General features: G+C 48.8%; 14 protein-coding genes and 1 tRNA gene. 3 read left to right on the forward strand and 12 right to left on the reverse strand.

Annotation, left to right across the window (positions count from 1 at the left end; all coding sequences use genetic code 11):
* From NWE92_04375 to NWE92_04390, 4 genes are read right to left on the reverse strand one after another with little or no spacing between them, the layout of a single operon-like run.
* Window positions 1–1,401 (reverse strand): V-type ATP synthase subunit B, encoded by a 1,401-nt coding sequence (locus NWE92_04375; protein ID MCW4028866.1) that lies wholly within the window; start codon window positions 1,399–1,401, stop codon window positions 1–3.
* Window positions 1,402–1,407: 6 nt separating this feature from the next.
* Entirely contained in the window at window positions 1,408–3,180 is a 1,773-nt protein-coding gene (locus NWE92_04380) for a V-type ATP synthase subunit A (protein MCW4028867.1), read from the reverse strand.
* A gap of 2 nt (window positions 3,181–3,182) precedes the next feature.
* Window positions 3,183–3,803: a V-type ATP synthase subunit E family protein gene (locus NWE92_04385; protein MCW4028868.1), complete on the reverse strand. Its 621-nt coding sequence runs from the start codon at window positions 3,801–3,803 to the stop codon at window positions 3,183–3,185.
* An 18-nt stretch (window positions 3,804–3,821) separates the two neighbouring features.
* Window positions 3,822–4,130, reverse strand: coding sequence for a V-type ATP synthase subunit F (locus NWE92_04390; GenBank protein ID MCW4028869.1), 309 nt, complete (start codon window positions 4,128–4,130; stop codon window positions 3,822–3,824).
* 55 nt (window positions 4,131–4,185) lie between these two features.
* Here NWE92_04390 and NWE92_04395 point away from each other — a divergent pair, with 55 nt between their 5' ends.
* Window positions 4,186–6,231 carry a V-type ATP synthase subunit I gene (locus tag NWE92_04395; GenBank protein ID MCW4028870.1) on the forward strand — a complete coding sequence of 682 codons (2,046 nt, stop codon included), beginning with the start codon at window positions 4,186–4,188 and terminating at the stop codon, window positions 6,229–6,231.
* Here the strand turns inward: NWE92_04395 and NWE92_04400 are convergent.
* Both NWE92_04400 and NWE92_04405 read right to left on the reverse strand, forming a co-directional pair.
* Window positions 6,223–7,278: a V-type ATPase subunit gene (locus NWE92_04400; protein ID MCW4028871.1), complete on the reverse strand. Its 1,056-nt coding sequence runs from the start codon at window positions 7,276–7,278 to the stop codon at window positions 6,223–6,225. The two genes, NWE92_04395 and NWE92_04400, sit on opposite strands and share 9 nt — an antisense overlap.
* A gap of 2 nt (window positions 7,279–7,280) precedes the next feature.
* On the reverse strand, window positions 7,281–7,592 hold the full coding sequence (locus NWE92_04405) for a hypothetical protein (GenBank protein MCW4028872.1): 312 nt from the start codon (window positions 7,590–7,592) through the stop codon (window positions 7,281–7,283).
* Between the two features lie 142 nt (window positions 7,593–7,734).
* Here NWE92_04405 and NWE92_04410 point away from each other — a divergent pair, with 142 nt between their 5' ends.
* A complete protein-coding gene (locus tag NWE92_04410; protein ID MCW4028873.1) occupies window positions 7,735–7,929 on the forward strand; it encodes a hypothetical protein in 195 nt (64 codons plus the stop codon).
* Here the strand turns inward: NWE92_04410 and NWE92_04415 are convergent, their stop codons facing one another.
* The 6 genes from NWE92_04415 to NWE92_04440 all read right to left on the reverse strand — a co-directional run bounded on the left by NWE92_04415 (window position 7,930) and on the right by NWE92_04440 (window position 10,722).
* On the reverse strand, window positions 7,930–8,313 hold the full coding sequence (locus NWE92_04415; GenBank protein MCW4028874.1) for a hypothetical protein: 384 nt from the start codon (window positions 8,311–8,313) through the stop codon (window positions 7,930–7,932).
* Window positions 8,314–8,503: 190 nt separating this feature from the next.
* Window positions 8,504–9,193: a hypothetical protein gene (locus tag NWE92_04420; GenBank protein MCW4028875.1), complete on the reverse strand. Its 690-nt coding sequence runs from the start codon at window positions 9,191–9,193 to the stop codon at window positions 8,504–8,506.
* Between the two features lie 78 nt (window positions 9,194–9,271).
* A tRNA-Gln gene (locus tag NWE92_04425) sits at window positions 9,272–9,347 on the reverse strand.
* A gap of 173 nt (window positions 9,348–9,520) precedes the next feature.
* Entirely contained in the window at window positions 9,521–10,231 is a 711-nt protein-coding gene (locus NWE92_04430) for a DNA alkylation repair protein (protein MCW4028876.1), read from the reverse strand.
* 64 nt (window positions 10,232–10,295) lie between these two features.
* Window positions 10,296–10,574, reverse strand: a complete 279-nt coding sequence (locus NWE92_04435; protein ID MCW4028877.1) for a hypothetical protein — start codon at window positions 10,572–10,574, stop codon at window positions 10,296–10,298.
* Window positions 10,567–10,722 carry a ribbon-helix-helix domain-containing protein gene (locus NWE92_04440; GenBank protein ID MCW4028878.1) on the reverse strand — a complete coding sequence of 52 codons (156 nt, stop codon included), beginning with the start codon at window positions 10,720–10,722 and terminating at the stop codon, window positions 10,567–10,569. The genes NWE92_04435 and NWE92_04440 overlap by 8 nt, the downstream gene beginning before the upstream one ends.
* A 127-nt stretch (window positions 10,723–10,849) precedes the next feature.
* On the opposite strand from NWE92_04440, the gene NWE92_04445 reads away from it, so the two are divergent.
* Window positions 10,850–12,226, forward strand: coding sequence for a tRNA (N(6)-L-threonylcarbamoyladenosine(37)-C(2))-methylthiotransferase (locus NWE92_04445; protein ID MCW4028879.1), 1,377 nt, complete (start codon window positions 10,850–10,852; stop codon window positions 12,224–12,226).
* Window positions 12,227–12,304: the final 78 nt, after the last annotated feature.

Here is a 12,304-nt window from a genome sequence, read left to right on the forward strand (position 1 = left end):
TTAGCGGACCTCGCTTGCAAATTTGGGATAGTATTTTTGGATGTATTCGGGTTTGATGCTGGTTAATTCTTCTTCAGGCAAAATCGAGAGGGCGTCCCATGCGATGGCAAGGGTTTCTTCGATGCTGCGGTTCTCGTTTCTGCCTTGGTTGATGAGGGTTTTCTCAAACGCTTCGCCGAAGCGCAGATACTCTTTGTCGCGGATTCCTAGGCCTTCCTCGCCGATGATGGTGGCTAAGGATTTGACGGCGTTGTACTGGGCGTAGGCGCTGTAGAGTTGGCTGGAGACGCTGGCATGGTCCTCGCGGGTGCTGCCTTTGCCAATGCCGTCTTTCATGAGGCGGCTAAGGCTGGTGGAGATGTAGATAGGCGGGTAGATGCCCTGCTTTTCAAGTGAGCGCGACAGCACGATTTGTCCTTCGGTGATGTAGCCAGTTAAGTCAGGGATGGGGTGAGTTATGTCGTCGTTGGGCATGGTTAAGATGGGCATCTGGGTGATGCTGCCCTTTTTGCCTTTAATACGTCCAGCGCGTTCGTAGAGGCTTGCTAAGTCGCTGTACATGTAGCCGGGGTAGCCTTTGCGGCTGGGCACTTCTTCCATAGATGCGCTGACTTCTCGGAGCGCCTCACAGTAGTTAGTCATGTCAGTTAACAAGACCAGTACATGGCGGTCTTGGTCGTAAGCCAAATATTCCGCTAACGTCAAGCCCGCACGTGGAGTGATTATGCGTTCCACAGGGGGGTCTTCGGCGAGGTTAAGAAACATCGCGACGTTTTTGATGGCGCCGGTTTCTTCAAAGCTCTTCTGGAAAAACGCTGCGTCATCATGTTCAAGCCCCATGGCGATGAAGACAATGTTGAAGTCTTCGCCACCGCTGCGAATCTGGGCTTGCCGCACAATCTGCGCTGCCAATTCGTTATGGGATAAGCCGGGACCGCTAAACACTGGGAGTTTTTGTCCTCGGACAAGGCTGGTTAAGCCGTCGATGGCGGATATGCCTGTTTGGATGAATTCTTTGGGGTATTCACGTGAGACGGGGTTTAGGGGGTAGCCGTTGACATCGCGTTTTTCTTCAGTGAAAAAGCGTGGGTGGCCGTCGATGGGTTCGCCGAAGCTGTTCATGACGCGCCCCAGCATTTCTGTGGAGACGGGAACTTCGAGCGAGCGACCCAAGAAGCGGGTGCGCGTCTCGGAAGGGGACAACCCTGTGGTGCCTTCAAAAACCTGTACCGTTACGGCTTTCTGAGTGACTTGTGTGACTTTGCCAAGCCTGGTTTCGCCTCTCTGTGTCTTGACTGCAACGAGTTCGTCGTAGGCGACGTTTTGCACGTTTTCTACCACGATGATGGGTCCTGAGATGGATGCGACGCCTTTGTATTCTAAACCTGAACCTGTAACCATAGCAATCTACCTCAATGCTGCCTCCAGCATGCCAAAACTCTCGCTCATACGCTGATCTAACTCATCTAGCAACGCAATTTTGTCGTTGGGTATGGCTGTTTTCATACGCATGATTTCCTCGGTTATGGGTAACTCTGAGATTTTGAAGATGGGCGTACCTTTGTTAACGACTTTTTCGGCTAAATGGTGGAAGTCCACGATGATTTTAAGCATTTTAAACTGCTTCTGCGGGGAACAATACGTGTCAATGGGGTCAAGCGCGTTTTGTTGGAGGATGGCTACGCGGATGATGCGTGCGGTTTCCAGCACAAGACGTTGCTTGTCAGGTAGCGCTTCGGGGCCGACGAGTTTAACGATGTTTTTGAGGTCGTCTTCCTGTTGGAGGATGCGCATGGCTTCTTCGCGGTAGCTGTTCCATTCTTTATCGACGTTGTCATGCCACCAACCAGCGAGGTCTTTGATGTAACCGCTGTAACTCTGCATCCAGTTAATGGAGGGGTAGTGGCGTGCGTCGGCGAGTTCGGCATCTAACGCCCAGAACACGCGCGTGAAGCGTTTAGTATGTTGGGTGACGGGTTCGGAGAAGTCGCCGCCTGGAGGCGAAACTGCGCCGATGGCACAGATGGAGCCTACACGTTTTTCGGCGCCGAGGGTTTCGACGACGCCAGTGCGTTCGTAGAATTCGGCGAGGCGGCTGGGTAAGTAGCTGGGGAAGCCTTCCTCAGCGGGCATTTCCTCGAGCCGACCTGAAACTTCGCGCAGCGCTTCGGCCCATCGGCTAGTGGAGTCCGCCATTAACGCGACGGCGTAGCCCATGTCACGGAAGTATTCGGCTATAGCGATGCCCGTGTAGATGCTGGCTTCACGAGCAGACACAGGCATGTTGCTAGTGTTTGCCACGAGAATGGTGCGTTCCATTAGGGGGCGTCCTGTTGTCGGGTCAATTAGTTTGGGGAAGGAGTCGAGTACATCGACCATTTCGTTGCCGCGTTCTCCGCAGCCCACGTAGATTATGATATTGGCGTCGGACCATTTGGCGAGTTGCTGTTGGGTGATGGTTTTGCCTGAGCCGAAGGGTCCGGGGATGGCGGCGCTTCCGCCTTTAGCTATGGGGAAGAAAGTATCGATGACGCGTTGCCCCGTGATAAGAGGTGTAGAGGCGAATAGTCGTCGGCTGTGCGGACGAGGCATGCGAACAGGCCACTTCTGTAACATGCTGAGCTCCGTTTTGGTGCCGTTACCTCCCTCGATGGCGGCGATAGCGTCGGTTATTGTGTAGTCGCCTTCAGGGGCAAGCTTAACCAGTTTGCCCTGTGTGCCCACGGGAACCATAATAAGGTGGTCAAGTAGCTCTGTTTCCTGCACGACTCCAAGTACGTCGCCGCTTTGAAGGATGCTGCCGACTTGAGCCCGGGGAGTAAAATGCCATTTTTTTGTCCGAGAAAGCGGGGTGACACCGCTGGCTTGCTTTATGAATGCGCCAGTTACCGTTTCAAGTTCTTGCAACGGACGCTGAATGCCGTCAAAGACGTTACCTATCATGCCGGGGGCTAACTCGACGGAAAGCGGGCTGCCCGTACCGTTAACGGGCTCGTTTAGTTTTAAACCTGAAGTATTTTGGTAGACTTGAATGGTGGCGTGTTCGCCTTCTAGGCGGATGATTTCGCCGATTAAGCGGTCATTTCCTACTTCGACCATTTCATGCATGACTGCTTGGTGCATGCCTTGGGCTTCGACGACGGGTCCAGCTACGCGGATTACGCTTCCTTGAATGGGCATTTTTAGAGCTCCTCTTTGAAGAGAATCTTGGCGATTTCCATTCGCAAGGTTGGTTTGAGTTCTTCAAGCTTGTTATCTATGGTGTTATCATAGAATATTTTGCCATCTGCAGTTTGAATGATGCATCCCCCAACGCAGTCCAAGTTTGTTTTAGACAATTTCAAATCAACACTTAACTTGATAGATAAACGTTTCAGCTCTGCCTCGCCTAGCCACGCGGCGTCTTTAGCGTTAACCTGTACAACAAGGCTGTTTTGTCCAATCTTTTTAGCAACCGTACCAATGAGACTTGTAAGGTACTCGGGGTACTGAAGTGTTTGGACGAATTCCCGCAGCTTTTCCAACGCTTTTTCGAATGCGGTGTCAACCATGTCTTCTTTGGTTTGCAGCAGTTGATTGCGTATTGCTACCTCGGTGACGGACGCGATTTTTCGTCGTTCAATTTCGGCGCGGTGTTTGGCTTGGTTAATTATTTCACGGTAGGTTTGGTCTGCCTGTTCTTTTGCTGCCCGTAGGGTTTCTTTGGCTTCTTTTTCAGCCGTCGAAATTACGGCTTCTGCCTCTTTTTGTACATCGCCCACGACTTCGTTAGCGATTGCCGAGAGTCCATCTTTAACGCTCATGCTTGTTTACCTCGCCATTTAGATTTTGATGCCTAAGATTTTGCTAATCACCGCGGACAGTGGTACCTTGTTGGAGGCGCCTTTGCTGCCTGGTAACTCTACAATTAAGGGAGAAACTCGTTCTTGGCGGATTTTGTCAACTTCTTCCCGTATGGAGGCGTCGCCTGAGAATGCTTCACTGAGAATGATGATGCCGATGTCGGTTCGTGTCAAGGCTTTATGAAGTGCCGCTTTGGCTTGTTCGACTGTAGAGGCCTGTGTGCCTTCAACCCCAACCAATCGAAAGCCAACAATCATGTCGTCGTCGCCAATCACGTACCCAATCATGTCATCGCCTAATATACGTTTAAATGTTTGATTTAAATCAAAATTGGTGTTAAAAATGTTGCGACCAGAACGTATGGCTTCCACGTCTATAATCTGCGTCAAAAAAGACGTTGAATCTGTCTTGGAGGCCCTGAATGGTTTTGGGCAGTTCCATATAGAAGAAACACCGCAGGACAACGAAACACTTGCGGAGTATTATCAAAGCATTCAAAAAGTCGAAATTTCGCTTGCAGATGCAAACTCTCTTATTAATCAGTTGGTGCACGAAAAAACCAGCCTGCTAAGCCTGTTTAAAGTAACTTACCCCAAGCAGGTGCCTGTTACAGCGGAAAACTGGCAAAACCTCCTCAACACAACAGGGCAACAGATTGCGCTGCTCAAATCAGACGCCGACGACCTCAATACGGCGATTGCGGGGCTGCAAGAAAAAGACGCGCAATTAACCCACATAAAAGACATGCTCTCTAGGCTGCAGTCTATGGGCGCTGACCTTGCCGCCATGGAGGACCTCAAACTAATCTATGTCGCCACAGCTAGTGCGCCCGCAAGAAACTACCCTGCCCTAGAAACCGCCTTGTCTGGGTTGCCGATTTTTATTCACCGATGCGCCTTAGCCAAAGACACGATGTTTTTGTGCCTAGCCATACCTACAAAGCACAAAGTCGAACTGGAACGCATCCTTCACACTTATCATGCTGAAATCTTCCATGTCCCTGAAGAGTTACCCCACAACATCGATGAAGCAATCAAAGAAGTCGACCATAAACTCAAAGAAAACGCTGAAAAGGAAAAACACCTAACCGACGCCCTCAAAAAATTGGGCGACGATAACATAGACAACCTTGCTTCTTGGAAGGAAACCTCAGAAAACATTCTTGCCCTGTTGCATGCGGAAACAAAAATTCTTCAATCAGGCCGATTGGCTACCATCAAAGGCTACACGCCTAAAGGGAAATTCGACGAACTCAGCGCCACGGTTACCAAGATGCTTGATGGGAAAGTGCTTGTTCTCAAAGACGATGCCGTTGAGTCCGTGCATACCAATAGTAAACAGCAGCCGCCTACAAGGATTCTCAACAGCCGCTTCATCCGACCCTTTGAGGAATTAACCAAACTCTACGGGTTACCCAACTACAGTGAAATTGACCCCACACCGTTTATGGCAATAACATTTCCCATCCTCTTTGGGTTAATGTTCGGCGACCTCGGACAAGGGTTAGTCTTCCTAATCGGCGGCTTAACCCTAGGTTACTTCATTAAATCAAATCAAGGCATGAAAAACGTTTGCTACATTATGGCTGCCTGCGGATTGGCTGCCTCAATCGCGGGTGTGATATTCGGCGAGTTTTTCGGAATGGAACTCGAATGGGCTTTAGTTAGACCAAGCGAAGATGTCTTTTCTTTCTTAATCTTCTCTCTCTTTGTGGGTATAGTGCAGATATGCTGCGGCATAGTACTGGAAGGCATAAACTTTGCGCTAAAACACGATATGGCTGATGCGTTGCTGACTTCCTTGCCAAAGATTCTTTTCTATGTCGGGGGCATCTATATAATCGCAACTTACCAGCTAAACTTTAGTGCATGGCTAAGTGGACCCATATTAGCCGCTATCATACCCTTCGTCATCTTGGTCGTTGGTAAACCAACGTATTTAGCCATAAAAAAACCAAAAGTGCACGCTACAGGCGAACACTCAGAAATGGACACCTTGTCTGGTCGCCTCTTTGAGGGCGGAGACTTCTTTACACGCCTACTTAGCAACACCATATCGTACTCACGAATTCTCGCATTACTGATGGCTCACTGGGCATTGATGCTGGCAGTTTACAGCGTCGCAGGAATAATCGGCACAGGCAGCCTTCTCACGTCAATTGTTGCAGGAATCATCGTCGTGGGCGGCAACATTTTTGTTATGGCCCTTGAAGGCTTAATCGTCTTCATCCACACCTTGAGATTACATTTCTATGAGTGGTTTAGCAAATTCTATGCAGGCACCGGCGTCGAGTTCAGCCCCTTTAAACAAAACTTTACACACACAAAGCTAACGCTCAAAAGAAAAACCGCCCCCGAAACCGCTACGCCTTCGGAAGGGTTAGAGTAATAAAAGTTGGCTCCGAATAACCTCGGATTTCACTCCACTGTCCACACCTAAACTTATGGATGTTAAGTTGTGGGCTTCTGCCTCTTTAAGAGTGAAAAACGCTAACGTTACCTCTATGTTGAAGATTTCGCGAATAATGCTGCCCTTGGCGTGTTGAAGTATGGCTTTTCGGAAGGCTTTTTCAGCGTTCGCCACGGTTTCCTGTGGATCTTGGGTCTTCAAAAAGAATTTGCTATATGGGCTGTCAAGCACGATTTTTAGGGCGGCCTCATAATCTAACGCGGAGACTAGGGCTTCTACGGTTTCGGCTTTGAGTTTAAAGTGCTTTTGAGGAATCACCAGCCGTAGCCAGTTGGGGTCCAGATTGAGTATTTTGCCTCTAAGAAGCGTGAGCAACGTGAAGCTGTCAGTTGCCATAGCCGCGTAGAATTCGGCGTGACGCCGCTCTTTTCTAGGCAGCGCCGAGTAAGCTTCATAGAGCCGCTCAAAAAACAGCTTATCCAAAAACACATCAAAATGAGACGTGGAACCCGTTTCCTCAAAACTTTTCAGTCCCATATTGAGGGCTTGCCCGTAGGGTGTGTCCTTGAATACCTGAAGCACCTGTGACACTGACATCGCTTTGGCGGCGTCTTCAAAAACAAAATGCATCCCAAAGTGGTCCTCTACGCCGACATAGATTTTGGCGAGCTTCTGGTCAGTGGTTAAATTCACAGTGGTGGCTTTTAGAATCCCTTTAAGATGCTCTGTTTCGAGTCGCAGAAGGTAGGTTTCAAGGTATTTGGCGGGTTTTTTTGGAGAGTACTTTATGATTTTTAAGGCGGTTTCGATAAAGTTTTCGCGGAATGCCCGCTCAAGCTTGGTGCTCGTGAGAGGTGGGGTTAGGTGGAGGATTTGTTCTTGGTAGCTGGTGTCCCGCAACTGGGCTACCATATCTGAGAGGTTGCCGCTCTCCACGAGTCCCTTGATTTTGACGTCTTCAAGTAGCTCGCTGCGTTCAGCCCCGATTTTGGCAAGGACTGAGGCGTATTTTTGGGTTTGCGGCAAAGCTATTCCTCGAGGACTGCTTTGACGACGGTTTGGACTGCGTTGTCCATGTGTTTTTGGGCTTGGGTTTTGAGTTGGTTGGCGTTTTCTTGGTTGGCTTGGAGTTGTTGGTCGCGGGTGTGGTTGGCGTCGGCGACGGCTTTGGTGTAGATTTTTTGGCCTTCTTCTTGGGCGTAGGTTTTACCGTGGGCGATGAGTTTGTCAGCGTCTTGTTTGGCTTGTTGGGTCATTTTTTTGGCGTTTTCTTTGGCGTCTGTTTGGATTTGTTCGGCTTGGGCTTCGATTTTTTTGAGTTCATCCCAGACTTTTTCCATACGCGTCACACGTGTCTTATAGCGTTAGTTTGCGTGTCTAAATAATATTTGTGGTTGTCTGGTTGTTTGGGACGGGAAGGGGATTGTTTTTTACGCAATTTGCATTCTGGGGAAAAGAAAATGTTAGTATCCAACCGCAACAATGTGCTACCTGATTGTTATGCGGGAATATCTGGTCAAAACCAAAAAAATCGGCGATGCCCTCACTATAATCTTACCCAAAGAGCTTGTGCAAGCCGAGCAGATAGGCGGCGATATGGTTCTTAAGATAACCGTGCAGAAGTTTCAGCGTAAAGTGTCTTCTCCAGAGGATGACCCCTGGCGGCTGCTCGAATAATTATTGGAAGGCGGCTTTGGAGGCAACCATGCTTGCGACGCTTACGAGGGCGAGTCCAAGCATAGGTACCCCGTAGAAGTACAAAGGAAACGTCATCATCGCTCCAGCTGCTACCAGTAGGGCTGAACCGACAAGCGCGAGTTTCCATCGCATGCGTTTTCTAGCAAAGTAACCTGCTGTTACCCCAAGCGCAAACGCCGCTACACCCACCGCTGCCGTTACGGCATAGTAGATGGCGTACCAGTTTATGCCCCCTGCCCAACCCACGGTATAGGACCAGCTAACATTAGCTGCAAAAAAATAAATCAAGCTAACAGCCACACAGAGACAGGCAGCCGCAAACGTAACTATCGAGGCTAAGTGGGACCAGGTCTGGGGATTCATCGTTTTACACATTTCCCGCTAGCGGGGTCAAAGTGGTTGGTGTCGCCGTAGTCGCAGGTTTTGCAGTCATTTGAGATGTCTTGCCCAAAGGGACAACCTTTCAAATCAGCCATAAACTTCACCACACCCTTGAAGGGTGCCTCTGAGCTATTAATCTATTCTCCGACACCCGCGGCAAATGAGCGTAGGTTTAAGCAACCGCGTTTGAAGAGGTCAAACCCACCAAAACAGGCTCAAAATTCTGGTCCAAAACCACAATCTGGTCAACATCTGAGATAAACGCGGCTAAGGAAGCATACGTTTCAGAGTAAGAAAAGTCCATAACTATGACGTAGCAATCTGAGAAATTGAAATCGTATTCCCTCTCTATTTGGGTGTAGCTTGATTGGTTTTTGTAAAACAAATGCGAGTACCCGAAAGTTTTTGAGAGAACCTCTCCATCGGGTGTGGACATGAGGACGGTGTTGTTATTCCAAGGCTTGTAGATTCGGATTTGGGGGTACATGGTTGCGTTGGCTTGGTAGGTTAACCCAATTTGCCGTGGCAGTTCTTTGCCCTGTTGGTTGTCATATCTGGTTTGATAATAATTTAGGATGTCAGCGTCAATAAAATTCGCGTAAGTGTAAGATAGGCTGTTTTGGTATTCTTCGGGATCGCTTGGATTTAAAAAGCGTTCCCGCCCAGAAATATAGGTGTAGTTGAGGGCTTCCGCTTTATTTAGGGCGTTTTCTTCTTCGGTGTTATCAAAGTTTCGGGCGATACTTCGGTGGTAACTTCGGGGAATCTGGAAAGCATTGGCTGCACTCCATAAAACGAGCGACACAGCAATTACTGCAATAATGCATGCTGTGAGCAGTATCAGAAGCGTTTTTTTACGCATCCGCCCATAACCTCAATTAACTATTTACTGTGGATAGCTTAAAAAACCGACTAAAAAACGCTAATACATCTGGATTAGTGGTAGCCCGTGAGAGATTCGAACTCTCGTCAAGGGCTCCAGAGGCCCCTATGCTTGACCACTACACCAACGGGCTGCAAACAGACTGAAATAGTGTTCAAATTATTAACTTTAACGTTGCGCTTCCCTAGGCTGTTTTGCTTCAAAGAGCATGCTAAAAGCCTCGCTTGAGCCTTGCATAGTTAGAGTTTAACTAAGGGAGGAGGGGGTAGAGTCTCATACTGCCTGTAGCAGCCCAAACCGCGAAACCTATGGTTTTTTCATGGCTTCGGCTTTGAGTTCTTTAGGCATCAACTCAATCGCATACCGCAACGCCGTACGCGGCATAACCGCGCGATGAGCCACCACATATTCAAAAACTTCTTTTTGATGCAGTCGGCTTTCCTCTTTTAGCAGCCACCCATACCCTTTCTGCACCAAATCATCCCCATCCAGCAACAACACATCAGAAATCTCAAAGGCGTCCTTAAGAAATTTGCCTCGTTTGGCGGGTACAATAAGCGAGACGGCGGAGGCGCGTTTCATCCAGCGGTTGCTGCTGTGTGCCCAGCTTTTGATTTCGCCAATTATTTGGGGGTATTTCTGGAGGAGGTCGCCTATGGTGTGGTTGCAGAAACCGTCGCATTCGGCCCAGTTGCTGATGTAGGTTTCTATCCACCGTTTAAAGGTCGCCAAATCTTCAATGACAAGGTTGTTGATGTAGTGGGGGAGCCACTCGGAAACTACAAAGGCTTCTTCCATAAAGCCCGATTGATAGAGGCTCTCGCATAAGTTAAAAATCTCTGGTTTGCTAAGTGCTTTAGCTTGGAGCCAGTATTTCTTGGCGATTTTGACGACCGTGGCGGTTTTTATGCCGTAAACCTTGATTTCTTCTTTAAAATATCGCTTGGCGCTTTGTTTGGTTTGTTCGTCTGCGTTGGCGTCTAAGTCGGCTCTTAACTCAGTAAGGATAGAGTTCATGAAAAAGAATCAGTAGGCTCAAAATATGAGCCTTTCTAAAACACAACCTAAAGGGGGATTGGGGTTAGTAGTCTTCCATTTGATAGAGGTCTAGGTCTATGTTGAGGACTTTGTCAGGGCCTGTGTTGTTCTCTAGATTGTAGAGGTTGTTGGTGAGTCTTTCTAGTTCACATTTTTTTGTTGTCACTTTTGCCTTAACCATCCTCTTTTCGATTTTTTCTGTGTTTTCTGGGAGGACATGGGGAGCGGCGATGACGGCCGTGTTATCGATTAGTTTGGGGCAGACCTCGACTTTGAGGTCGTCAACTGCCGCGGATAGGGGGTCGTGGATGTGTTTAGTCAACTCCGTTTCTCCTCCAGACTTCGGCGCTGATTAGGTCTCTTATTGCGACTCGTATGGCTTCGGCTCGGTTGGGGTAGAATCGTTCGTCCACCAACTGGTCTAAAGCTTTTATATACGTTTCAGGTAAGTACAGAGTGATTAGTTTCATTGAGGATCGGTCTCTCCCTTGCTTCTAATGAGTATACAACGCTAATTGTCAGTTATACTTCTATATATCATGCATTAAATATGAGCATAACATGTTCGTCCATGTCTATATAAGCATTTAAAACGGTATGTTGCACCAACCTGTCAATATTAACATACCCGACATCACATTTATTGCCAAGACAATGCAACTACCTACTGAACCTCCCATGCACCACATCATACACATCAAAAACTACGGCTGCTCCTCCAACACTGCAGACGGCGAAACCCTATCCGGATGCTTAACCCAAGCAGGCTACACCCTAACCCCCAACGAAACCCAAGCCAACCTCATAATCTACAACACCTGCGCAGTCAAAGGACCCACTGAAAACCACATCATCAACGACATAAAAATCGCCCCCCCAGACAAAAAAATCCTCATAACCGGCTGCCTCCCAAAAATCAGCTTCGAACGCCTGCTAAAAGAAGTCCGCTTCGACGCCGCCATTGGACCCGCCCCCGGACAAACAATCGTCGACATCGTAAAACGTGTCCTATCTGGAGAGCAAGTCGTTGATTTAACCAACGGCCAAGACAAACCTTCCCTCAATCTTCCCCGCGTAACCAGCAACCCCCTCGTAAGCATAATCCCCATCAATTACGGTTGCCTAGGAAGTTGCGCCTACTGCTGCGTCGTTCACGCTCGTGGCCACCTCCGCAGCTACCCTCAAAAAGAAATCATACACCGCATAAAAAGCGACTTGGCGGCTGGGGTGAAAGAGTTTTGGGTGACCTCTCAGGACACCGCTGCGTATGGCTTAGACATCGGCACGGACCTCGCCGAATTATTAGCCAAGATCGGCCTTGTAGCGGGAGATTTCCATGTCCGCGTAGGCATGATGACGCCTAACCTCGTCACCGACATCCAAAACCGCCTTATCGAGGCTTTTGACAGCCCCAAAATCTTCCAGTTCCTCCATTTACCCGTACAGAGCGGCGACGACATGGTTCTGCAGTACATGCACCGATTCTACAGCGCCACAGAATTCGAAGGCATCATAGATACCTTCCGCGTGGATTTTCCAGAGTTAACACTTGCAACTGACGTTATTGTGGGGTTCCCTGGCGAAACTGAAGAAGCCTTCGAAAACACCCTGCTGCTGTTGGAGAAAACCAAGCCCGACATCATCAATGTGTCAAAGTTTTTTGTGCGCCCCAAAACTTTCGCCGTCAACCTTAGCGAAGGGTTGGTGGATAAAGAGGAGATTAAGCGGCGTAGTGTGGTTGCTTCGGAGTTGGCTAAACGGCTCTCGGCCGAACGTAACCAGCGTTGGCTGGGCTGGAGCGGCGAGGTGTTCGTCGATGAGCAGGGTAAGCTGGAGGGTTCTTGGGTTGGACGCAACTTCGCTTATAAACCCATTGTGGTTGAAAGCTGCCAAAATCTGCTGGGCAAAACCCTGCATGTTACCATCAAAGAAGCTGCCGGCACCTACCTAAAAGCTACCATAGACGACGCTTAGAGGCACACCGCTACAGTCACATATTTTTATTAGCCCCCAGAATCGTCCCTAGCTTGACATTTTTTGTATTAGCTGGGA

It is taken from the genome of Candidatus Bathyarchaeota archaeon, from assembly GCA_026014745.1.
Taxonomy (GTDB): domain Archaea; phylum Thermoproteota; class Bathyarchaeia; order Bathyarchaeales; family Bathycorpusculaceae; genus Bathycorpusculum.

What these genes read in the sequence shown, in the direction of transcription:
- NWE92_04375 (MCW4028866.1), bottom strand. Translation starts at nt 1,401, where the DNA reads ATGGTTACAGGTTCAGGTTTAGAATACAAAGGCGTCGCATCCATCTCA.
- NWE92_04380 (MCW4028867.1), bottom strand. Translation starts at nt 3,180, where the DNA reads ATGCCCATTCAAGGAAGCGTAATCCGCGTAGCTGGACCCGTCGTCGAA.
- NWE92_04385 (MCW4028868.1), bottom strand. Translation starts at nt 3,803, where the DNA reads ATGAGCGTTAAAGATGGACTCTCGGCAATCGCTAACGAAGTCGTGGGC.
- NWE92_04390 (MCW4028869.1), bottom strand. Translation starts at nt 4,130, where the DNA reads ATGATTGGGTACGTGATTGGCGACGACGACATGATTGTTGGCTTTCGA.
- NWE92_04395 (MCW4028870.1), top strand. Translation starts at nt 4,186, where the DNA reads ATGTTGCGACCAGAACGTATGGCTTCCACGTCTATAATCTGCGTCAAA.
- NWE92_04405 (MCW4028872.1), bottom strand. Translation starts at nt 7,592, where the DNA reads ATGGAAAAAGTCTGGGATGAACTCAAAAAAATCGAAGCCCAAGCCGAA.
- NWE92_04410 (MCW4028873.1), top strand. Translation starts at nt 7,735, where the DNA reads ATGTGCTACCTGATTGTTATGCGGGAATATCTGGTCAAAACCAAAAAA.
- NWE92_04415 (MCW4028874.1), bottom strand. Translation starts at nt 8,313, where the DNA reads ATGAATCCCCAGACCTGGTCCCACTTAGCCTCGATAGTTACGTTTGCG.
- NWE92_04420 (MCW4028875.1), bottom strand. Translation starts at nt 9,193, where the DNA reads ATGCGTAAAAAAACGCTTCTGATACTGCTCACAGCATGCATTATTGCA.
- NWE92_04430 (MCW4028876.1), bottom strand. Translation starts at nt 10,231, where the DNA reads ATGAACTCTATCCTTACTGAGTTAAGAGCCGACTTAGACGCCAACGCA.
- NWE92_04440 (MCW4028878.1), bottom strand. Translation starts at nt 10,722, where the DNA reads ATGAAACTAATCACTCTGTACTTACCTGAAACGTATATAAAAGCTTTA.
- NWE92_04445 (MCW4028879.1), top strand. Translation starts at nt 10,850, where the DNA reads ATGTTGCACCAACCTGTCAATATTAACATACCCGACATCACATTTATT.